The 22,004-nt window shown below is 63.5% G+C and carries 21 protein-coding genes; 9 read left to right on the top strand and 12 right to left on the bottom strand.

The genetic code is table 11. The features are described from left to right. Positions 1–69: 69 nt before the first annotated feature. Entirely contained in the window at positions 70–945 is an 876-nt protein-coding gene (locus tag EB230_RS24055; protein ID WP_172375154.1) for a crotonase/enoyl-CoA hydratase family protein, read from the top strand. Here the strand turns inward: EB230_RS24055 and EB230_RS24050 are convergent. From EB230_RS24050 to EB230_RS24030, 5 genes are all read right to left on the bottom strand, one after another. Beyond that, positions 924–1,247, bottom strand: a complete 324-nt coding sequence (locus EB230_RS24050; RefSeq protein WP_172374075.1) for a cupredoxin family copper-binding protein — start codon at positions 1,245–1,247, stop codon at positions 924–926. The genes EB230_RS24055 and EB230_RS24050 overlap by 22 nt on opposite strands. Continuing rightward, the gene (locus EB230_RS24045) at positions 1,244–1,768 is read right to left on the bottom strand and encodes a DUF4142 domain-containing protein (protein ID WP_172374074.1); all 525 of its coding nucleotides are present in this window, start codon (positions 1,766–1,768) and stop codon (positions 1,244–1,246) included. The genes EB230_RS24050 and EB230_RS24045 overlap by 4 nt, the downstream gene beginning before the upstream one ends. 107 nt (positions 1,769–1,875) lie before the next feature. Beyond that, a complete protein-coding gene (locus EB230_RS24040; protein ID WP_172374073.1) occupies positions 1,876–2,562 on the bottom strand; it encodes an RNA polymerase sigma factor in 687 nt (228 codons plus the stop codon). Between the two features lie 94 nt (positions 2,563–2,656). Further along, positions 2,657–3,736 (bottom strand): HPP family protein, encoded by a 1,080-nt coding sequence (locus EB230_RS24035; protein ID WP_172374072.1) that lies wholly within the window; start codon positions 3,734–3,736, stop codon positions 2,657–2,659. 226 nt (positions 3,737–3,962) lie between these two features. Next, a complete protein-coding gene (locus EB230_RS24030; protein ID WP_056563043.1) occupies positions 3,963–5,144 on the bottom strand; it encodes a cystathionine beta-lyase in 1,182 nt (393 codons plus the stop codon). A gap of 669 nt (positions 5,145–5,813) precedes the next feature. Between EB230_RS24030 and EB230_RS24025 the strand changes: the two genes are divergently transcribed. The 5 genes from EB230_RS24025 to EB230_RS24005 all read left to right on the top strand — a co-directional run bounded on the left by EB230_RS24025 (position 5,814) and on the right by EB230_RS24005 (position 10,850). Beyond that, positions 5,814–6,842, top strand: a complete 1,029-nt coding sequence (locus tag EB230_RS24025) for an amino acid ABC transporter substrate-binding protein (RefSeq protein WP_056563038.1) — start codon at positions 5,814–5,816, stop codon at positions 6,840–6,842. Between the two features lie 63 nt (positions 6,843–6,905). Further along, entirely contained in the window at positions 6,906–8,093 is a 1,188-nt protein-coding gene (locus EB230_RS24020) for an amino acid ABC transporter permease (protein WP_056563035.1), read from the top strand. 4 nt (positions 8,094–8,097) lie between these two features. Next, complete coding sequence (locus tag EB230_RS24015; protein ID WP_056563032.1) at positions 8,098–9,255, top strand: amino acid ABC transporter permease; 1,158 nt, start codon at positions 8,098–8,100, stop codon at positions 9,253–9,255. Between the two features lie 25 nt (positions 9,256–9,280). Continuing rightward, a complete protein-coding gene (locus EB230_RS24010; RefSeq protein WP_010915400.1) occupies positions 9,281–10,084 on the top strand; it encodes an amino acid ABC transporter ATP-binding protein in 804 nt (267 codons plus the stop codon). Positions 10,085–10,184: 100 nt separating this feature from the next. After that, positions 10,185–10,850: a TIGR02117 family protein gene (locus EB230_RS24005; RefSeq protein ID WP_056565507.1), complete on the top strand. Its 666-nt coding sequence runs from the start codon at positions 10,185–10,187 to the stop codon at positions 10,848–10,850. Positions 10,851–10,994: 144 nt separating this feature from the next. Here the strand turns inward: EB230_RS24005 and EB230_RS24000 are convergent, their stop codons facing one another. Both EB230_RS24000 and EB230_RS23995 read right to left on the bottom strand, forming a co-directional pair. Next, positions 10,995–12,233: an FAD-dependent monooxygenase gene (locus EB230_RS24000; RefSeq protein ID WP_056563029.1), complete on the bottom strand. Its 1,239-nt coding sequence runs from the start codon at positions 12,231–12,233 to the stop codon at positions 10,995–10,997. 19 nt (positions 12,234–12,252) lie between these two features. Further along, positions 12,253–12,498, bottom strand: coding sequence for a zinc-finger domain-containing protein (locus EB230_RS23995; protein ID WP_056563026.1), 246 nt, complete (start codon positions 12,496–12,498; stop codon positions 12,253–12,255). A gap of 143 nt (positions 12,499–12,641) precedes the next feature. Between EB230_RS23995 and EB230_RS23990 the strand changes: the two genes are divergently transcribed. Together EB230_RS23990 and ppx are read left to right on the top strand one after the other, a co-directional pair. Continuing rightward, complete coding sequence (locus tag EB230_RS23990) at positions 12,642–14,843, top strand: RNA degradosome polyphosphate kinase (RefSeq protein ID WP_056563022.1); 2,202 nt, start codon at positions 12,642–12,644, stop codon at positions 14,841–14,843. Beyond that, the gene (gene ppx / locus EB230_RS23985) at positions 14,843–16,378 is read left to right on the top strand and encodes an exopolyphosphatase (protein ID WP_056563019.1); all 1,536 of its coding nucleotides are present in this window, start codon (positions 14,843–14,845) and stop codon (positions 16,376–16,378) included. Before EB230_RS23990 ends, ppx begins: the two co-directional genes overlap by 1 nt. 290 nt (positions 16,379–16,668) lie before the next feature. Here the strand turns inward: ppx and EB230_RS23980 are convergent, their stop codons facing one another. From EB230_RS23980 to EB230_RS23965, 4 genes are all read right to left on the bottom strand, one after another. Further along, on the bottom strand, positions 16,669–17,073 hold the full coding sequence (locus tag EB230_RS23980; RefSeq protein WP_056563015.1) for a DoxX family protein: 405 nt from the start codon (positions 17,071–17,073) through the stop codon (positions 16,669–16,671). A 155-nt stretch (positions 17,074–17,228) separates the two neighbouring features. Further along, positions 17,229–17,651 (bottom strand): DoxX family protein, encoded by a 423-nt coding sequence (locus tag EB230_RS23975; protein ID WP_056563013.1) that lies wholly within the window; start codon positions 17,649–17,651, stop codon positions 17,229–17,231. A 177-nt stretch (positions 17,652–17,828) separates the two neighbouring features. Next, complete coding sequence (gene fumC, locus EB230_RS23970) at positions 17,829–19,226, bottom strand: class II fumarate hydratase (RefSeq protein WP_056565502.1); 1,398 nt, start codon at positions 19,224–19,226, stop codon at positions 17,829–17,831. Positions 19,227–19,354: 128 nt separating this feature from the next. After that, positions 19,355–20,128, bottom strand: coding sequence for an SDR family oxidoreductase (locus EB230_RS23965; protein WP_172374071.1), 774 nt, complete (start codon positions 20,126–20,128; stop codon positions 19,355–19,357). A gap of 223 nt (positions 20,129–20,351) precedes the next feature. On the opposite strand from EB230_RS23965, the gene EB230_RS23960 reads away from it, so the two are divergent. Continuing rightward, positions 20,352–21,287 (top strand): glycosyl transferase family 90, encoded by a 936-nt coding sequence (locus tag EB230_RS23960; protein ID WP_172374070.1) that lies wholly within the window; start codon positions 20,352–20,354, stop codon positions 21,285–21,287. Positions 21,288–21,341: 54 nt separating this feature from the next. Here EB230_RS23960 and betI read toward each other — a convergent pair whose 3' ends face one another. Beyond that, positions 21,342–21,980 (bottom strand): transcriptional regulator BetI, encoded by a 639-nt coding sequence (gene betI / locus EB230_RS23955; protein ID WP_172374069.1) that lies wholly within the window; start codon positions 21,978–21,980, stop codon positions 21,342–21,344. Positions 21,981–22,004: the final 24 nt, after the last annotated feature.

The raw sequence follows: 22,004 nt of genomic DNA, 5'->3' as shown, positions 1-22,004 counted from the left end.
TACCGACTAGTGAATATACACGCAATCAAAAGCATGATCCCTTTCCGCTGTATCTGGAAAGGAAGAACAATGGCCGATCTAGTCCTGAACGAGACCCACGACGGGGTCACCGTCCTTACCCTCAACCGCCCCGAAAAGCTCAATGCGCTGAACTATGCCCTGATTGATCGCCTGCTTGCTATCCTCGATGACGTTGAGGTCGACGACGGCATTCGCGCGATCATTCTGACCGGCGCGGGAGATCGGGCCTTCTCGGCCGGCGGCGACATCCAGGAGTTCTCGGGCAGCGTGGCCGATGGTACCGACACAGCCATGCGGGATTTTGTCATGCGCGGCCAGCGGCTGACGGCACGGCTCGAAGCCTTCCGCAAGCCGATCATTGCCGCCGTCAACGGTATTGCCTTCGGCGGCGGCTGCGAGATCACGGAGGCCGTGCCGCTGGCGATCGCCAGCGACCGCGCCCTGTTCGCCAAGCCGGAAATCAACCTCGCAATGCCGCCGACCTTCGGCGGCACGCAGCGCCTGCCGAGGCTCGCCGGACGCAAGCGGGCGCTCGAATTGCTGTTGACGGGCGACTGGTTTGCGCCGCCGCGGGCGCTCGAACTTGGTCTCGTCAATCAAGTCGTGCCGCATGGCGATCTGATGCCGGCAGCTTTTTATCTGGCCGGGCGTATCCTTCGGCACTCAGGACTTGCGGTCGCGAGCATTCTCACAGCCGTGGCGCGCGGGCTCAACCAAAGCATCGCCGAGGGCCTGTTGGTCGAAGCCGAGCAGTTCGCCCGCATGGCTCCGACCGTTGATTTGCGCCAAGCGCTCGATGCCTGGATCGAGCGGCATAAGGCAAGCCGCGATGGCTCGTGGACGCATGTTGCCCGGCCTGACGAGGCCAGACGCGCCTCGCTGCAACTCGACAGGGCCGTTGATCAGGGCGCCACGTTCAGATGACCCCTCATGTTGGGGTGGAAGCGGCAGAAATAGTCGGCCGCGCCCGCCGCCTTCAACGTCAGGCTCGCCGACTTCTTCGGCGGGATCATCACTTCCCAGCCGCCCTTCACGGTGGCCGTATGGGCAATCACGTCCTTGTTCACCCACTCGATCGTGTCGCCGACCTTCGCCTCGATGGTCGCTGGCGTGAAGACGAGTTTGTCGATGGTGATCTCTATGGTCGCGGCCGCCGCCGGCGCTGCTGTAAGCACCAGAGCCAGGGCGGCCAGCCACGACGGATGGATCAATGCGCCCGCTTTCATTTCAGCATGCTGGCGACATGTTCGGCGTGCTGCTCATGCCCCTGGAAGATCTTGAGGCCGGTCTCGAGCAGGCTCTTCAGCTCGGCATTGCTGGCCGAGGGTATGAGAAGGGTTTCGAGCGCGCCGTTGACCTGCTTGTGATAGGCCACCTCATTCTCGATATAGGCCTTGTCGAATTCTGCGCCCGTCAGCTTGGCGAGCTTGGCGCGTTCGGCCTCCGCCGCCTTGCTCAGCGCCTGGCTGGTGGCGTTGTCCTCGGGCTTCACCTTGAGCTTCTTGACCAGGTCGAGCGCCTGCTTGTTCACCGCCTCGTGGTCGCGCTCCATATCCTTGGCGAAGGCGACGACCTCCTTGTTCTTCGATGTCTTGATCGCGTGCTTGGCCGCCTCGATGTCGAGGACGCCGGCTGTATAGGCGATGTGGGCGATCTGCGGGTCGGTCGGCTTGTCGGCGGCTTGCGCGAACGGGGCAGCGCTGACGAGAAGCAGGGCGGCAAGGGCCGCGGTATATCTGGTGAGCATGGCATTCTCCTTCGCCCGGCCGCGCGGAGGCGCCGGGCTCGATTTTTTCAGTTGACGCTGATTGGATGCGCGGCCGGCAGAAACGTTCCCGCAAGATCAGAGCAGGATCATTCGAAGCCCAGGCGTCTCATCACCGACTGGGTCAGCCGCTCGCAGCGGCGGCCGGCGAAGGGGAAGGCGTCGAGCAGCACCGGGCCGATCTCGTCGTCCAGCGCCTTGCGCAACAGGGCGCGCGCACGGTGCAACCTTGTCTTGACGGTCTCTGGCCGCACACCAAGCAGATCGGCGGTTTCCTCCATGCTCAGGCCCTCTATGACACGGGCCACGAAGACCATACGGTAGATGTCGGGCAGGCTGTCGGTCGCCCGTTCGACAAGTGCGAGAATCTGCCGCTGCGCCATGGTCCGCTCCGGATCGTCGCTGGGATTGAGGGGAAAGCGGATGATCTGGGCTTCCGGGTTCTCGGGCATCGCCACGGTGTGCCGCCTCTTGCGCAGCCGGCCGAGCGCTTCGTTGATGACGATGCGCGACAGCCAGGTGGCGAGCGAGGAGTCGCCGCGAAAGGAGCCGAGGCTGGCGAAGGCGCGCATATAGGCCTCCTGCACGATGTCCTCGGCCTCCGCGTCGTTGCGAACCACGCCGCGAGCGATCCGATAGAGCAACTGGTTATGTTTCTTGATGATAGCGCGAAAGGCACCAGCCTCGCGTGCGAGCGCGCGCTGCACGAGCAGCACGTCGCCGGAAAGGCCTTCAGCCGCCTCCGGCATTTTGGCGGGCATTGTGAGCTTGCTCATCGCGACCGGATCTCCCCGAACAGACGCATGACTGCACGTTGGATGCGCCCGCCGGAAAAAGGTTCCCGAATTTCGGCAACCTGTCTTTGCTATTCTAAGCCGCCGCCAATCCCTTGTCTGCGGCCTGAACGCGCGCGGCCGCCGCCAGAAGATCGGTCTGGGTGATAAGGCCGAGAATGCGCCGTTCGCGGTCGACGATGACCACGGCGTGGCTGCGCCCGTCGGTCAGCACCGGCAGCAGGCCCATCGCCGGCGTGTCGGGCGAGGCGGTGCCGGCCTTCGACATGACGCCCTTCACCGTGTCGCTGGCCCTCGTCAGTTCACGCAGGCCAACCGCGCCCACCAGACGGGCGTCCGCGTCGACCACCGGCAGGGTTCGGATATTGTGATCGAGCAGTTGCTGGCGTGCCTCCTCGATGGTGGCTTGCTCAGGCACTGACACCACGTCGCGGGACATGATGTCCTCGCACAGCAACGTCCTGTGCGAGCGCACCATGGCCTGCAGCTCGACTTGCCTCAAGAGCCGTTCGAGGTCGTTGCGGTCGATGTCGAAGGTTTCGTCGAGCGTGGTCAGCGCCGCGTCGATATCCTCGGGCCGGAAGCCGACGCGCTGCCGCGCCGGCGGATCGGCTGTCCCATGGCTGTTGGCAGCGGGTGCGGCGACATGCGGATAGTTGCGCCGCGCCAGCCTGTGGAAGAGGAAGCCGAGCGTGACCAGGATGATCGAATTCAAGGCCACCGGCACGAAAGGGAACAGGAAGCCCGCGCTGACAACGGCAGGCCCGCCGAGGACGGCGGTCAGCGCCGCCGCGCCGCCTGGCGGGTGCAGGCAGCGCGTGAACGACATCGCCGCGATTGCGAAAGCCACGGCGAGGCCCGAGGCAATGACCGGATCATGGACGAAATGCGCCACGGTCACACCCACCAGCGCCGATATGGAATTGCCGCCGATGATCGACCAGGGCTGCGCCAACGGGCTCGCGGGCACGGCAAAGAGAAGCACGGCGGACGCGCCCATAGGCGCCACCAGCAGGGCCACGTGCGGGCCGCCACCCATCGCCAGCCCGCTGATCACGCCGGTCAGCGCGATGCCGATCGTGGCGCCGATACACGCCAGGATGCGTTCGCGCAGCGTCGCGCCGGCAAGGATGGGGACAAAAAGACGAAAGGCCATGGCAAGCTTTGTGACAAATGGAATGGTCGGCGATGCCGTGCAGCACGCAATGCGGCCGAATCCGCGGATTTGAAAGTCAAACAAATCCGGAAAATCGCGGCCCGGGAGAATAATATTGCGCGCCGCGCGGCAATGGGATGCCGCGAGCGGCTCGCGCTTTGTCATCAGCGCCAAGGCCTTGCGGCCGTTTGCTGACTCTGTGCGGCGGTCAGCTCGCGCGCACCGGTCAGCCCGCGGCTGCGGCTAGGCCACGCAAAATGTCGGCTTTCAGGTCGTCGACATCCTCGAGGCCGATCTGCAGGCGGATCAACGGGCCTTCATAAGGAGCTTGTACAACGACGCGGTCGCCAAGCCAGACCGGCACCGCAAGGCTCTCGTAGCCGCCCCAGGAATAGCCGAGCCCGAAGATCCGCAGCGCGTCGAGGAAAGCGTGCTGCTCCTTCTGGCCGCCTCCGGCAAGCACGATGGAAAAGATGCCGCTCGAACCGCAAAAGTCACGCTTCCACAAATCGTGGTCCGGGTGGCTGGGAAGGGCAGGGTGGAGCACGCGCGCCACGCCCTTCTGGCCTTCGAGCCACGACGCGATGGCGAGTGCGCTGCGTTGATGATGCTCCAGGCGCACGCCCATGGTACGCAGGCCGCGCAGCACTTGGTAGACATCGTCGGGGCCTGCGCAGCAGCCAAGCGTGCAGAAGCTCTCATAGAGCTGTTTCCAGTGGCTTTCATTGGCCGACACCGTGCCGAGCAGCACGTCGGAATGGCCGGCCGGATACTTGGTCGCGGCATGAATGGAGATGTCGACGCCATGGTCGAGCGGCCGGAAATAGAGCGGCGTCGCCCAGGTGTTGTCCATCATCACGATGGCGCCGGCCGCATGCGCCGCCTTGGCGATCGCCGGGATGTCCTGCACCTCGAATGTGTTGGACGCCGGCGATTCCGTGAACACCACCCTGGTGTTGGGCTTGATCAAGGCGGCGATGCCGGCGCCGATACGCGAATCATAATACTCCACCTCGACGCCGAGCCGCTTCAGCATGGTGTCGGCGAAATTGCGGGTCGGATGGTAGACGCTGTCGACGATCAGCAGATGATCGCCGGCCGATACGAAGGCGAGCAGCGGAATGGTCACCGCCGCAAGGCCCGACGGCACCACGATCGTGCCGGCGGATCCCTCCAGCGCGTCGATGGCCTGGGCAAGTGCGTCCGTCGTCGGCGTGCCGCGCGTGCCGTAAGTGTATTTCTGGCTGCGGCTCGCCATCGCGGCGGCATTGCGAAACAGCACAGTCGAGGCATGCACGACCGGCGGATTGACGAAACCGAAATAGTCGTGCGGGTTGTTGCCCGAATGGGCAAGCCGCGTGTTGATCCCTACTGTGCCGGAACCCTGCTCGTTGCCGTCTCTTGCCATTCGTCCTGCCTCTTCTGGTAAGCCGCTAGCCATAGTGCGGAGGCATGGGCCGTGCAACAGCATGGCGTTCGCCAGGAAACCGACTTCTGATATGCCAATTTCTTTCGCGGAGGCCGTCTTCCGTCATGTGCCCGCCGGACCGCCGCAAGCATCGCGCTGCCGAACCCCGATACGACATCGCTGCGCGCGGCAATAGGGAGAGTACTCGCCGATTCTGGAATTCGAGCCGCTGCGGGCCGGATCGCTCACGAGATCGGGACCATGTCGAGCATGCACCATGCCATCGGCAAAATCGTGCGCTTGAGCGCCGGCTGATCAAGAAATGTCGGCTGTTGGCGCAGCGTTGATGCGCTGCTGTGCAGTAATAATAAGTTGGCTATCGGGTCACAGAGTATCTTGCATGCAGTCCGCTTGGCGGATTTATGAGGTCACGGCCTGGATCTCGACCGCGTTTGTCTGGGGTTCGGGCATTTCAGGCAATCGATTTTCAAACAGGTTCGGATTCGGTCATTTTCCTTGACCTCACAGGAATTAGATGCCATTCGTGAATGGGAGGCGGCGCGTCGGTTACGATGCGGGGTTCCGGGAATGGGCCGGGATGGGAGCTGCGTTCACACGGGAAAAAAGATCAGGGTTTGCCTGAAAAACAGAGAAAAGGGTCTGTGGGTCATGAAACATATTGCTATCGGCATTCTTGGCGCCGCTACGCTTGGATTGATGGCGTCGGCCGCGTCGGCCACGACGCTCGACACCGTCAAGGCGAAGGGCTTCATCCAGTGCGGCGTCTCGACCGGTCTGGCCGGCTTCTCGGCGCCGGATGACAAGGGCGACTGGCAGGGCATAGATGCGGATTTCTGCCGCGCTGTCGCGGCGGCCGTCTTCGGTGACGGCACCAAGGTCAAGTTCACGCCGCTCAGCGCCAAGGAACGCTTCACCGCGCTGCAGTCCGGCGAGGTCGACATCCTTTCGCGCAACACCACCTGGACCATTAACCGCGACACCGCGCTCGGCCTGAATTTCGTCGGCACCACCTACTATGACGGCCAGGGCTTCATGATCAACGCCAAGAAGCTGCCGGGCGTCAATTCGGCTCTCCAGCTCTCGGGCGCCGCCGTCTGCGTGCAGAGCGGCACCACCACCGAACTCAACCTCGCCGACTACTTCAAGGCGAACAAGATGGAGTACAATCCGGTCGTCTTCGAGAAGCTCGAAGAGGTCAATGCCGCCTATGACGCCGGCCGCTGCGACGTCTACACCACCGACCAGTCGGGCCTTTACGGCATCCGCCTGACACTCGGCTCGCCGGCCGATCACGTCGTCCTGCCCGAGATCATCTCCAAGGAGCCGCTCGGCCCGGCCGTGCGCCAGGGTGACGACCAGTGGTATCATATCGTCAAGTGGACTTACTTCGCGCTGCTCGACGCCGAGGAACTCGGCATCACCAAGGCCAATGTCGACGAGATGAAGAATTCGGCCAGCCCGGAGATCAAGCGCGTGCTCGGCCAGGAGGCCGACACCAAGATCGGCACCGATCTCGGCGTCTCCAACGACTGGGTCGTCAACATCGTCAAGGCCGTTGGCAATTACGGCGAAATGTTCGATCGCAATGTTGGCTCGGGCAGCCCGCTCAAGATCGCGCGCGGCATCAACGCGCTGTGGACCAAGGGCGGCCTGCAATACGCTCCGCCGATCCGCTGACCGAAATGTGATCCGGAAGGCAGATACTCTGCCTTCCGGTTTCTCTTTCCAGGGGACGGTCACATGGCATCGCAGGAAGTTCTTCGCGAAGAGCCCAGCCGGGCTTCCTTCATCAATGATCCGAAAGTCCGCGGCCTCTTCTTCCAGACGTTGGTCGTCATCGTCCTGTTTGGCTCTGTCTGGTGGATCGTGCAGAACGTCATCGACAATCTGCAGCGTCTGCACATCGCCTCCGGCTTCGGCTTCCTCAGGGGACGCGCCGGGTTCGACATCTCGGATACGCCGATCGCCTATACGTCGGATTCGACCTACGGCCGCGCCATCCTCGTCGGCCTGATCAACACCATCATCGTCGCCGTTGCGGGCATCATAACCGCCACGATCATCGGCTTCGTCATCGGCATCGGCCGCTTGTCGCAGAACTGGCTGATCCAGAAGATCTGCACGGTCTATGTCGAGATCTTCCGCAACATCCCGCCGCTGCTGGTCATCTTCTTCTGGTATTCCGGCGTGCTGGCGGTGCTGCCGGCGCCGCGTGACAGCTATCATCTGCCCTTCGGCTCCTTCCTCAACCAGCGTGGCTTCTATTTTCCCCGCGCGGTGTGGGGCGAGGGCTCCTGGTTGATCTTCGTCGCTCTGCTTGTCGGCATAGCCATGGCGTGGTTCGTCGCCCGCAGGGCGCGTCAGCGGCAGATGGCGACAGGCCAGCAATTTCCGGTGTTGTGGACTTCCGTGGCGCTGATCGTCGGCCTGCCGCTGCTCGCCTACATTCTGAGCGGTTTTCCGCTGAGCTTTGATCTTCCGAAACAATCCACCTTCAACCTGACCGGCGGCTTCCAGGTCAAGCCGGAGTTCCTCTCGCTCTATCTGGCGCTGTCCTGCTACACGGCGGCCTTCATCGCCGAAATCGTGCGCGCCGGCATCAGGGGTGTCAGCAAGGGCCAGACCGAGGCGGCGGCGGCCCTAGGGCTACGATCCGGCTCCATCCTGCGGCTGGTTGTGGTGCCGCAGGCCATGCGCATCGTCATCCCGCCGCTGACCAGCCAGTATCTCAACCTGACCAAGAACTCGTCGCTGGCGATCGCCATCGGCTATCCGGACCTGACGGCGACGGCCGGCACGGTTCTGAACCAGACCGGGCAGGCGGTCGAAGGCGTGCTGATCATGATGATCGCCTATCTCATCCTCAGCCTGGTGACCTCGGCCGTGATGAACGTGGTCAACGCCAGAATGGCGCTGGTGGAAAGGTAGAGCCATGCAGGAACACGATATGTCCTGGGTGCGCACCGAAATGGCCCTGGCGCAGCCCGCGCCCACAAGCGTCCGCGGCCCGATAGCCTGGGTGCGCAAGAACCTGGTCGGAACGGTTGGCGACACCATCCTCACCATCCTCGGCATCGTCATCGTCGCCTGGATCCTGCCGCAGGTCATCAACTGGGCGTTCCTCAACGCGCAGTGGACAGGGCCGGACCGCACTGTCTGTGCGACCGTTGCACAAGGTGGCATTCAGCCGGATGGCTGGACCGGCGCCTGCTGGGCTTTCGTCAATGCCAAGTTCGGCCAGTTCATGTTCGGCACCTATCCGATCGAGGAGCGCTGGCGGCCGATCCTGGTTGCCATCCTGTTCGTGGCGCTGCTGGTGCCGATGCTGATCCCGCGTGTCCCCCGCAAGGGGCTGAACGCCATCCTGCTTTTCCTGGTGCTCCCGATCGTCTCCTTTTTCCTGCTGATCGGCGGCGTGTTCGGCCTGCCGCATGTCGAGACCTCGCGGTGGGGCGGCCTGCTGGTCACGCTCAGCCTGTCCTTCGTTGGCATTGCCGTGTCGCTGCCGCTGGGCACGGTGCTGGCGCTCGGCAGGCGTTCGAAAATGCCGATCATCAAGACTTTGTGCGTGATCTTCATCGAAACGGTGCGCGGCATTCCGCTGATCACCGTGCTGTTCTTCGTCAGCGTCATGCTGCCGCTGTTCCTGCCGGCTGGCGTCACCTTCGACAAGTTCCTCCGGGCGCTGATCGGCGTGTCGCTGTTCGCCGCCGCCTATATGGCCGAAGTCGTGCGTGGCGGCCTGCAGGCGATTCCCAAAGGCCAGTATGAAGGCGCCGATTCCCTCGGACTCGGCTATTGGCAGAAGATGGGGCTGATCGTGCTGCCGCAGGCGCTGAAGCTGGTCATTCCCGGCATAGTCAACACCTTCATCGGCATGTTCAAGGACACCAGCCTGGTGCTGATCATCTCGATGTTCGACCTGCTCGGTGTCGTCAAGCAGAACTTCTCGGACGCCAACTGGGCGACGCCGCAAACGGCCCGGTCCGGCCTGGTGTTCGCCGCCTTCGTCTTCTGGCTGTTCTGCTTCGGCATGTCGCGCTATTCAATGTACACCGAACGCCGGCTCGACACCGGCCACAAACGCTAAACGAAAGACCAAGGGGACCCTGTCAATGGCCACCGAAAATGCCGTCAGCGCGGAAGAGATCAAGGTCAACGCCGCCAAGATGCACATCTCAACCACCGATGTCGCCATCGACATCATCGCCATGCACAAATGGTATGGCGAATTCCATGTGCTGAAGGACATCAATTTGAAGGTGATGCGCGGCGAGCGCATCGTCATCTGCGGGCCCTCGGGCTCCGGCAAGTCGACCATGATCCGCTGCATCAACCGGCTGGAGGAGCACCAGAAGGGCAAGATCATCGTCGATGGCAAGGAGCTCACCAACGATCTGAAGAAGATCGACGAGGTGCGTCGCGAGGTCGGCATGGTGTTCCAGCACTTCAACCTGTTCCCGCATCTGACCATCCTGGAAAACTGCACGCTGGCGCCGATCTGGGTGCGCAAGACGCCCAAGAAGCAGGCCGAGGAAATCGCCATGCATTTCCTCAAGCGCGTGAAAATTCCGGAGCAGGCCAACAAATACCCCGGCCAGTTGTCGGGCGGCCAGCAGCAGCGCGTGGCGATCGCGCGCTCGCTGTGCATGAACCCGCGCATCATGCTGTTCGACGAGCCGACCTCGGCGCTCGACCCGGAAATGATCAAGGAGGTTCTGGAGACCATGGTGGGGCTCGCCGAGGAAGGCATGACCATGCTGTGTGTCACGCACGAAATGGGTTTTGCCCGCAAGGTCGCCAACCGGGTGATCTTCATGGATCAGGGCCAGATCGTCGAGCAGAACACGCCGGCCGAATTCTTCGACCATCCGCGCCATGAGCGCACGAAGCTGTTCCTGTCGCAGATCCTGCACTGACCGGTCCCAAACCGAGCGCAAGAGCCCGGCCGCATTGCGGCCGGGCTCTTTTCTTATGGATCGGCTGATGCGAGTGGCGACAAACCGGCGGGCGTCATCGATGAGAAGCGTCCTGCGTTTCCTTTCCATGTCGCTTGCCGTGATCGTGCTTGCAGCGGCCCTCGGCACGCTGGTGCCGCGTCCGCTCTGGCCGGCGGCGTCCGCGGGCGAGGGCATGCGGCACATATTGGTGCTGAAGAACCCGATCCATACCGACATTGCCATCCCGGTGGACGATGCCGTGCGCCAGCGCTTTCATTTTCTGGTCGAAGCCGGCATCCCGGCCGATAGTCCGGAGGTGCGCTACATCGTTTTCGGCTGGGGTGGCCGCGCCTTCTATCTGGAAACACCGACCTGGTCCGAACTCAAAGCCGGTCCGGTGATGAAGGCGCTGACCCTCGATGCCTCGGTGATGCACGTCGATGTCGCCGGCGCCATCGCCGAACCGCATCCGGATGTCGCGGGCTTCGACATTGACGGGATGCGGTTCGCGGCGTTGCTCGACTTCATCCAGGCCAGTTTTCAGCAGGGACCGAACGGTCCGATCCATGTCCCGAACGCCGCTTATTCAAGATTCGACGGCTTTTTCGAAGCCAACGGCCATTTCAACGCGCTGGTCGGCTGCAACACCTGGACCGCTGCGGCGCTGCGTACCGCCGGCCTGCGGACCGGCTGGTGGAACCCGTTGCCGGTGTCGCTGGGGTGGTCGATGCGGTTGTATAACTGAGATCCGTCAACGTTTCCAAGATGGACGCCGACGCCAAAGCCGCCAATTTCCTCACAGGTGGAGGAGAAATCCGGCAGGACAGAGAGGGCCGCGGTCCCCGCCAACCTATCGGGCCAACCTATCGGGCCGACTTGTCTCGACGTCCTACCGCCTGACGACCTTCGGTTCCTCCCAGCCATAAAGCCAGTCGAGATCGGTTGCGAGCTTCTCCGCCGGCCGCGTCGCCAGCACCAGGTTGCGGGCCAGCGCCACCGGGCCCCGGGCATGCCAGGCAAGCCGGTTGAGGGCGCCGCGCCTAAGCACCTTCTCCACGCGCGGCCGCCGCAGATTCTCCCAGATGCTGAGGCCCTGTCGCGGATCGGCGGGGAAGTCGGCGACCAGAGTGGCAAGCGTCGCGGCATCCTCGATCGCCATCGCCGCGCCCTGTGCCGCGAATGGCGTCATCGCATGCGCGGCATCGCCGATCAGCGCAATGCCGGCCGGCGTTGTCCAGGGCTGTTTCCGTTCGACGGTATGCAGCGGCCAGGTCAGCCATGGGCCAGCCATTTCCACCAGCTTCACGAGTCCTGGCGCGGTGCCGCGCATGGCGGCGGCGAGGATGCCGAGATCGGCATGGCCGGACCAGCCCTCGGCAATGCGCTCGCCCTTGGTGAAGGCGACGAGGTTGAATGCGTCGCCCTTGCTGACCGGATAGGCGACCATGTGGAAACCCGGATGCAGGAAAGTCGTGACGCAATCGGCTGCGCCGATCGCGGCGAAGGCCTGCCCGGCGCTGCTGTCGGCCGCGACGGTGGTGCGCCAGGCCAACTCTCCCGAAAAACGGGTTCCTGGCGATGCCATCCTTTTTGCATCGACAAGCCCGCGCACCGCCGACCAGACGCCATCGGCGCCGATCAGCAAGGAGCCCTGTTCCTCCGCCGTCTTGCCGCCGATTTCGACGGTCGCCGTGACACCATGGCTGCCAGTCGCAATTCCTTGGACGCGCGCCCCGAGGGTGAGATGGATATCAGGCATCTCGGCAACACGCGCCATCAGCGCGCTCTGCAGGTCGGCCCGGTGCGCGACGAGATAGGGAGCGCCCCAATGGTCTTCTCCCGACTGCCCCAACGGCACATGCGCCAATGCGCGCAACGTCCTTGCATCCTTCAGCACCACGGCCTCCGGCCGCACCGCCGCCGGCAACAGCCGGTCGAGTACGCCGAGGTCACGCAGGATGCTTGTCGCGTTGGGGGAAAGCTGCAGGCCGGCGCCTACGGCTTCCAGGCGTGGCGCCTGCTCGAACACCCGCACGAGGTAGCCGCGTCTGGCAAAAGCAAGGGCCGAGGTCAGCCCGGCGACGCCCGCTCCGGCGATGACGATTTGCCGGGAGCGCGGGTCCTCCATCAGGTCCGTCGCGAAGGAATCAGGCGGCCTGGTCGATGTAGAGGCAGCCGGCAGGCAGCGTTTCCGTCGCCTTCAGCTTCGGCGAATAGCGGTAGAGCGTCGAACAATAGGGGCAGACCTTCTCATTGTCGTCGCCCATGTCGAGAAACACATGCGGGTGATCGAAAGGCGGGTTGGCGCCCGTGCACATGAATTCCCTGACGCCGATGTCGATCGCCGGATGGCCCGCATCGTTCTGGAAATGGGGAATGGAACCGCCTGCCATCGTCGTCTCCTTAACGCAGTCTCGCATGCATCTGGATCATAACAGGTCTCTTTGCAAGATCGATGAAATGAAACTGTCGCAAAAGCCTGTCAGAGGATAAGTTAAGCCGGTTAACCGGCTGAGCGGTGGAAAGAGCAGGAACCATGAACGAACTGAAGCCGGTGCAGAGCGAATTCATCAATGTCGAAGCGGCGAGCCCGGAAGGCGGCAATCCCGATCGTTTCGTCAATCGCGAGTTTTCCTGGCTGCAGTTCAATCGCCGCGTGCTCGAGGAATCGCTGAACACCCATCATCCGCTACTGGAGCGCGTTCGTTTCCTGTCGATCTCGGCTGCCAATCTCGACGAATTCTTCATGGTGCGGGTCGCCGGCCTCGCCGGCCAGGTCCGCGAGGGCATCGTGCTGAAGAGCCCTGATGGCCGCACTCCCGAACAGCAGCTCGAACAGCTGCTGCGCGAGGTCGAACGGCTGCAGGAAGACCAGCAGAAGAGCCTTTCGGCGCTGACTGTGCTGCTCAACAAGGAAGGCATCGAGACGATCACCCGCGACGCTCTGACCAAGGACGAGAAGGTCTGGTTGGAAGAGCATTTCCAAGACCAGGTGTTTCCGGTGCTCACCCCGCTGTCGATCGACCCGGCGCACCCGTTCCCGTTCATTCCCAATCTCGGCTTCTCGATGGCGCTGCAGCTCCGCCATCGCAAGAACGGCGAGGAGATGAGCGCGCTCCTGCGCCTGCCAGTGGCGCTGAAGCGCTTCATCCGTCTTCCGGATCGCAAGCACCATGTCCGCTTCATCCCGCTGGAGGAGGCGGTCGGCCTCTATATCGGCAAGCTGTTCCCCGGCTACGAGGTCAAGGGTTCAGGCACGTTCCGCATCATCCGCGACAGCGATATCGAGGTCGAGGAAGAATCGGAAGATCTGGTGCGCCTGTTCGAGACGGCGCTGAAGCGCCGTCGTCGCGGGTCGGTGATCCGCATCGAGTTCGACAGGCTGATGCCTGGCGAATTGCGCGATTTCGTGGCCAGCGAACTCGGCGTCTCATCGAGCCGCATCAGCGTCCTGACCGGGCCGCTGGCGCTCAGCCAGATCTCGGAGATCGTCGCCGTTCCACGCGACGACCTCAAATTCACGCCCTACAATCCGCGCTTTCCCGAGCGCATCCGCGAGCATGGCGGCGATTGCTTTGCCGCCATCCGCGAGAAGGACATCATCGTCCACCACCCCTACGAATCCTTCGACGTGGTGGTGCAGTTCCTGCGCCAGGCAATGGCCGATCCCGAAGTGGTGGCGATCAAGCAGACGCTTTACCGCACCTCCAATGACAGCCCGATCGTGCGCGCGCTGGTCGACGCGGCGGAGGCCGGCAAGTCGGTGACCGCACTGGTCGAGCTCAAGGCGCGCTTCGACGAGGAAGCCAACATCCGCTGGGCGCGCGACTTGGAGCGCGCCGGCGTGCAGGTCGTGTTCGGTTTCCTCGAGCTGAAGACGCATGCCAAGATGTCGCTGGTGGTTCGGCGCGAGGATGGCAAGCTGCGCAATTACGTGCATCTTGGCACCGGAAACTACCATCCGGTCACCGCGCGCATCTACACCGACCTGTCCTTTTTCACCACGGACCCGACGATTGCGCGCGACGTCGCGCAGCTGTTCAATTTCATCACCGGCTATGCCGAACCGACCGCCGAAATGCGGCTGGCGATCTCGCCGTTCACGCTGCGGAACCGCATCCTGCAGCACATTTCCGACGAAGTCGCCCATGCTCTGGAAGCAAGGCCGGCGCGCATCTGGATGAAGATGAACGCCCTTGTCGACCCGATCATCATCGACGCCCTCTATGATGCCAGCCGCGCCGGTGTCGAGATCGACCTCGTCGTGCGCGGCATCTGCTGCCTGCGGCCGCAGGTGCCTGGCCTGTCCGAAAACATCAGGGTCAAATCGATCGTCGGCCGCTTCCTGGAGCACAGCCGTATCTATTGCTTCGGCAACGGCCATGGCCTGCCGTCGGACGAGGCGATCGTCTACATCTCCTCGGCCGACCTCATGCCGCGCAACCTCGACCGTCGCGTCGAGACCATGGTGCCGATCACCAATCCAACTGTGCATGAACAGGTACTCGGCCAGATCATGCTGGGCAACATCATGGACAATCAGCAAAGTTTCGACGTATTGGCTGATGGAACCTCCCGGCGCGTGGTGCTGGAGGAGGGCGAGGAACCGTTCAACGCGCAGGAATATTTCATGACCAATCCGAGCCTGTCCGGACGGGGTGACGCGCTGAAGTCGCATGCGCCCAAACGCATTGCGCAGTTCAAGCGCCGCAAGAAGAACGCCGCAGCGTCCACCTGATGCTGTCTGATTCCCAGGGCCGGCTGCAGGACCGCCGACCGCTGTCCATCATCGACATCGGGTCGAATTCGATCCGCCTCGTTGTCTATGAAGGGCTGGCGCGCTCGCCGACCATGCTGTTCAACGAAAAGATGCTGGCCGGTCTTGGCCGCGGCATCGTTTCGACCGGCAAACTCGACCCCGAGGCGGTGACGCGCTCGATGGAAGAGTTTCGCCGCTTTCGCGCGCTGTCCGATCAGGCCGGCGCCGAGCATATGTATGTCTTGGCCACCGCCGCCGCGCGCGAGGCAATCAATGGTCCCGATTTCATCCATCGGGCCGAGGACGTACTCAAGACCGAGATCCGGGTGATCAGCGGGCGCCAGGAAGCCTACTATTCGGCGCTCGGCGTTATTTCCGGCTTCCATCCGGCCAATGGCATCGCCGGCGATCTGGGCGGCGGCAGCCTCGAACTGGTCGACGTCAGTGGCGAGGCGATCGGTGACGGCATAACGCTGCCGCTCGGTGGCCTGCGCCTGCAGGACATGGCGAAGAACTCGCTCACCCAGGCGCAGAAGATCGCGCGCGAAGAGCTTGCGCGGGCCAAGCTGTTGAAGGGCGGGCAGGGCAGGCCCTTCTACGCCGTCGGCGGCACCTGGCGAAACCTCGCCCGGCTGCACATGGAGATGACCAACTACCCGCTCGGCGTCATGCACCACTACGAGATATCGGCCGACAGTGCGGCGAACTTTCTCAAGCAGGTGGGCAAGGCCGAGATCGAGAAGGTCAAGGGCATCGAAGGCGTCTCGAAGAATCGCCGTTCGCTGCTGCCCTACGGCGCCATCGTGCTGCAGGAGATCATGGCGGCGATGCAGCCGTCGAAGATCATCGTCTCGGCGCTCGGTGTGCGCGAAGGCTTCCTCTATTCGTTGCTCGACGAGGCGGAGCAGAGGGCGGATCCGTTGATTTCGGCGTCCGAGGAGCTTGCCCGGTTGCGTTCGCGCTCTTTCACCCATGCGCATGAACTGGTCGACTGGACGGCCAAATCCTTCGCCGCCTTCGGTATCGACGAGACCGAGGACGAGGCGCGCTACCGCCATGCCGCCGCACTGCTGGCCGACATCGGCTGGCGCGCGCATCCCGAGTATCGCGGCAGGCAATCGCTCAACATCATTGCCCATGCCTCTTTCTTCGGCGTCGACCATCCGGGCCGTGCCTTCCTGGCGCTGGCCAACGCCTATCGTCACGACGGCATCTTCAACGAATCCATCGCGCCGGAAATCAAGGCGCTGGCGACGCCGCGCTACCTCGAGCGTGCCCGGGTGCTGGCGGCGATGATGCGTGTCGTCTATCTGCTGACCGCCTCGATGCCCGGCATCATGCCCAGGCTGAAATGGGAGCAGCGCGCCAATGGTGTGCTGGCGCTGGTGTTGCCGGCCTCGCTCTCCGACCTCTACGGCGAGCGGCCGGCCGGCCGGCTGGCGCAGCTGGCGCGGATCACCAACCGCAGGCTGGTGCTGGCGGTGGAAGGCGGGCCAAGCGTTTCGGTGAAATGAACACGGCCTGATAGCAGACCGTGTCTTACCTGATTCAAGCGGGTATTGGACTGCCGGTGGTGATCAGTCGTCTTGGGCCTCGCGATTGTGGATCGGCTTCCCCCAATCCGTCGCTGCTTTGCAGCGCCACCTTCCCCCTCCGGAGGGAAAGGAAGGGAGTCCGGTTGGAGAAGCGTTGGCGGCAATAGGCTCGTGTCCTTCCTCTACCCCGTCGATCGGGCGAGAGGTGGCTCGGCGAAGCCGCGACGGAAGTGGCGGTCGACCAGCTCGGGCGCGTTTAAGCAAAGATGTTAAACCGCAGCGCGCCCATCGGCCGACCAGGCTCCGGCGCCGGCCATGGCCAGCGCCAGGAAGCCGCCCGAGATCGCAATGTCCTTCATCAGCATCTGCTGGTGCAGGAAGGCGAGCGTCGCATCGTCGGCACCCTGGCCGTAATGGCCGATGAAGCCGGCAACGACGCAGAAGGCCGCCAGCAGCAGCGCCACGATCCGGGTCTGGAAGCCGACGAGGATCAGCAATCCGGCGATCAGCTCGAACAGGCCCGTGCCCCAGGCGGCAAGCGCCGGCAGCGGCAGGCCGAGGCCGGCGAAATAACTGGTCGTGCCGGCAATGTTGGCGAGGGCCTGGAAGCCGGACGGTACGAACAGCACGGCAAACAGCAGTCGCGAAACCAGAAGCAATGCGTTGCGGGTCATGGCCACCTCCCTTGCCGGCGCCCGGTCGGGCTTAAACTGGTCGCGGCGCAGTTTACGCCTGCGAAGCCAGAGCCGAAACCGAACTGCCTATTCCAGACAACGAAAAAGCGGCACGGAAAATTCCGCGCCGCTTTTGGCCAGGCCCTTGGCAGGTTTCAGCCGCGTTTGGCGTCGATCGAATAGGCGCCAGCGCCGAGCACTGCCAGAAGCAGGAAGCCGCCGGTCAGGCCGAGGTTCTTCTGCAGCATCAGCAACTGCATCTGGTCGCCGAAGTTGAGATGCGCGACGGCGGTCGCGGCGAGCGTGAAGATTGCGAGCGCGATCGCCACGATGCGGGTCTGGAAGCCGACCAGGATGGCGAGGCCGCCAAAGAATTCGAGCAGGCCGGAACCCACGGCGGCAGCTGTCGGCAACGGCAGGCCAATGCTGCCGAACCACTGCGCGGTGGCGGAAATCGCAGTCAGCTTGGCAAAGCCGGAAAGGATGAACAGGATCGACAAAAGGACGCGGCCGACAAGGATCGTGGTAGAGGCGTTGGATGCGGTGCCGGCGCCGGCGGCTGAAGTGTTGATGGACATGGTGGCTCTCCGAATGGGTTGAATGACCCAAGAGATAGACGATGCCGACTGTTCACCAAAGCCGCCTATGTGGCGACACATTGTTCACAGCCTGTACATTTCCGTGATCGGGCAAGAAGCGCGAAATTCGTGTCGAACGGTGCCGCGACGGGAGTAAATTCTCCCGCCGAAAACAGCTTATCCCGGATGCGTCATGTCCTCCGGCCGGACCAGCCGGTCGTAGTCAGCCTCGCTGACCAGCCCGGTGGCCAGTGCTTCCTCGCGCAGCGTGGTGCCCTTCTTGTGCGCCGTCTTGGCGATCTTGGCGGCGTTGTCGTAGCCGATGGTCGGGGCCAGCGCCGTCACCAGCATCAGTGAGCGGTCGAGCGCCGCCTTGATGTTGTCCTCGCGGGCCTCGATGCCGACGACGCAATTGTCGGTGAAGGAAACCGACGCGTCGGCGAGGAGCTGCACCGACTGCAGGAAGTTGTAGGCCATCAGCGGATTGTAGACGTTGAGTTCGAAATGGCCCTGGCTGCCGGCGAAGGTCACCGCGGCGTTGTTGCCGAACACCTGCACGCAGACCTGTGTCATCGCTTCGCACTGCGTCGGGTTGACCTTGCCGGGCATGATCGAGGAGCCGGGCTCGTTCTCCGGCAGCGACAATTCGCCAAGCCCAGAGCGTGGGCCGGAGCCGAGGAAGCGGATGTCGTTGGCGATCTTGAACAGCGCGGCGGCGGCCGCGTTGATGGCGCCGTGCGAGAACACCATGGAATCGTGGGCGGCAAGCGCCTCGAACTTGTTCGGCGCGGTGACGAAGGCGATGCCGGTGATGGCGGCGATGCGATCAGCCACCCGCTCGGCGAAGCCGACAGGCGCATTGAGCCCGGTGCCGACGGCGGTGCCGCCCTGCGCCAGTTCCTGCAGGCCGGGCAGCGTCATTTCGATGCGCTTGATCGAGGAGGCGACCTGCGCCGCATAGCCGGAAAATTCCTGGCCGAGGGTGAGGGGAGTAGCATCCTGCGTGTGCGTGCGGCCGATCTTGATGATGTGATTGAAGGCCTTGGCCTTGGCGTCCAGCGCCTTGTGCAGGTGCTTCAGCGCCGGCAGCAAATCGTGCACGATGCGCTCGGCGCAGGCAATGTGCATGGCCGTCGGATAGGTGTCGTTCGACGACTGGCTCATATTGACGTGGTCGTTGGGATGCACCGGCTTCTTCGATCCCATCACGCCGCCGAGCATCTCGATCGCCCGGTTGGAGATCACCTCGTTGGCGTTCATGTTGGACTGGGTGCCGGAGCCGGTCTGCCAGACCACCAGCGGGAAATGGTCGTTGAGCTTGCCGTCGATGACCTCTTGCGCGGCCGCGATGATCGGCTTGCCGATCGCCGGATCGAGCCGCTTCAGCTCCATGTTGGCTTCCGCCGCGGCGCGCTTGACGATGCCGAGCGCGCGCACGATCGAAGCCGGCTGCTTTTCCCAGCCGATCTTGAAATTGCCCAGGGAACGCTGCGCCTGCGCGCCCCAATAGCGGTCGGCTGCAACCTCGATGGGGCCGAACGTATCGGTTTCGGTTCTGGTCTTTGGCGTGCTCACGGCAAGTCTCCGGTCTGTCGATTTGGGCAAGGGCGTATCGCGTTGCACAATGGCCTTCAAGCGGAGATTGCGGGTGGCGCGGATGCAAATCGGTTGAAGATGAGTGCATTTCCCCTCTTCTCGCGCTCTCATCCCGCCGTATAGCCCCCATCCACCGGGAAGATCCCGCCGCTGGTCCACCCAGCCTCGTCGCTGGCGAGATAGACCGCCATCCCGGCAAGGTCCCCGGGCCGGCCGATGCGACCCAGCGGATAGCTACGTTCGACATAGGCCGTCAGCTCCGCCTTTGCCGCGGCTGGCAGGTTGTCGACGGTCTTGCGTCGCATGGCGGTGTCGACCGTGCCGGGCGCGATGGCGTTGACGCGGATGCCGCGCGGGCCGAGCTCGAAGGCAAGCGATCTGGTCAGCGAGTTCAACGCGCCCTTGGACAGGGAGTAGAGGCTGGACGGCCGCTTCGGGATCATCTTGTTGGCGAAATAGGAGGAGATGTTGATGACGGAGGCGCCGGCACCGAAATGCCGCAGCAGTCCCTGGGTAAGGAAGAACGCGGCTGTCACATTGAGCGCGAAGGAGTGCTGGAACTGCGCCTCGCTGACAGTCTCGAATGGCACGAGATAGGCGACACCGGCATTGTTGACGAGAACGTCGAGCGGCCGGCCGGAAGCTTTCACATGTTCGGCAACCGCTGCGATGCCGGGGCTTGTGGCAAGGTCGGCCGACAACGTCTCCACGGTTCTCCTTGGACCGGCAGCCGCCAGTTTGTCGCGCGCGGTTTCGAGTTTGCCGGCGTCGCGGCCGACGATCAGGACATCGGCGCCCTCGCGCAGAAACGCCTCGGCTATTGCCAGGCCGATGCCGTCCGAGCCGCCGGTCACCAGCGCATGCTTGTCTTGAAGCCTCATCTGGCGCTCCGAAGTCATGGGTCAGGCCAGAGCACCGCATGGTCGCGGCCCAGGTCAAGCCGCGGGCCTATCGCACGGTATGAACTTCGTCAGGTGCCAACGCCGGGATTGTCCGCCCTTGCATCCGCCGCGCCAAAGGGATAGCCGCGTTGATCGAAAACAGGCTGCGGCGAGCGTCTTTTTGAAAATGGCACCACTCAAGAACGGACCGAGAGCGCTTCCCATGGCTGTCGATGTCGTCGAGGTTGGCAGGCGCTTTCTGCCTGGGCTCAATCGCGGCGAGATCCACTGCCGTTTCGAAGGCGGGACGCTCAAGGTGCGCTCCCGCGCTGCCTGGCTTGAGCGGCACGTGCAGGTCCTGACCTTGATCGCCGAGGCATTGGCGTCCCTGGATGTCGAAAGCCTGCCGCCCTTCTATATGCTGCTCGGCGACACGCCGTCGCGCAGAAGGCATCGCTATTTCCGCACGCGCTTTGCCTTCTCTCAAGCCGACGGCTATGGCGAGGTGGCCGCGCCTGATTTCGTTTTCGATGGCTGGCCGGACGCGAAGTTCGACGATTACGACCGGAAGACGCGGGCGATGGCTGCCGCCTCGGAAGAGCCGCCGCGCGATGACCGATTGTTCTGGGCGGGGCGCTGCATGAACCATGCTCGCCAGGCGATAGTCGAGATTGCAAAGGCGCGGCCGGATCTGCTTGAGGCCTACGACACCGAGCCGAACTACAACACCGACATCAATCGGTATTCCGCGACTTTCAAGACAATGGAAGACCAGGTCGCCACCTACAGGTACATGATCGATATCGAGGGCGCGGGCTACAGTGGCCGGTTCAAGATGCTGCTCCACACCAAGCGGGTCGTGCTGTTGCAGGATCGGCCGTGGCGCGAGTGGTTCTTCGACGATATCGAACCGTTTCGCCACTATGTCCCGGTGGCGCGCGACCTGTCCGATCTGGCCGAACGCATAGAGTGGCTGCGCGCCAATCCGAAACTGGAGGCCGAGATAGCCGCGGAGGCGCAGGATTTCGCCCGGACCCGCCTGACGCGGGCGGCAGCGGTGGCGGCATGGGCGAGGCTCCTGAAGGATCACGCCGCCGCCGGTGGCAATCTGAAATCCGGCCTTGAGCGGCGCAAGCGCGCGACCGGCTGGCCGCCCTGACGGCGGGCCGTTCATTCGGCATGGAATTCGGCCTGGCCGTAGGCCGGGGCCGGCCTACGCGTTGACGGTCGCAGGCTGGTACATGGCCAGCCGCGCGGCAACGAAATCCTTGACCTGGCGGATAGCCTGTTCGCGCGACACGCTGCCCGGCTCCAGGCCGAGCCGCAGCCAAAGCCCGTCGATCAGTGAGGTGACGCCAAGCGCGATGTCATCGGCAACCTTGGGGGAGGTGAGGCCGTGCAGGCCGGACAACAGGTTCGAGCGCATGCGCGCGTGAAGCACCCTCTGGATCCGCGCCAGCTTCTCGTCGCGCGGCACCTCGGCGCAGAGCGAAAGCCAGGCATGGCAAAGCGATGGTTGGAACAGATGCTCCTCGAAATTGCCATCGATCACCGCATCAAGGCGTTCCCTTGGCGTGCGCGCCTGGCGAAGCCGGGCGACCACAGCGTCGCGCAGCACGGCGTTTGCTTCCCGCATCGCATGTTCGAACAATTCCTGCTTGTTGCGGAAATAATGCAGCACGATGCCCTTGGAGGCGCCGGCATGGGCGGCAACCTTTTCCAAGGTCGCGCCGGCAATGCCTTCGCGCTCCAGTACCGCGAAAGCGGCTTGCCGCAACTCCTTGCGGCGTATGTCACCGAGACGCTTGAGTTTCACGGGTTCGATCCAGGCATTGCGAATCCACGTTGACATCTTCGTCCGTCTAGATCAACTATT

It is taken from the genome of Mesorhizobium sp. NZP2234, from assembly GCF_013170765.1.
GTDB lineage: Bacteria > Pseudomonadota > Alphaproteobacteria > Rhizobiales > Rhizobiaceae > Mesorhizobium > Mesorhizobium loti_D.
The sequence above is the reverse complement of the archived record's forward strand: the minus strand, read 5'-3'. Positions and strand labels throughout refer to the sequence as shown.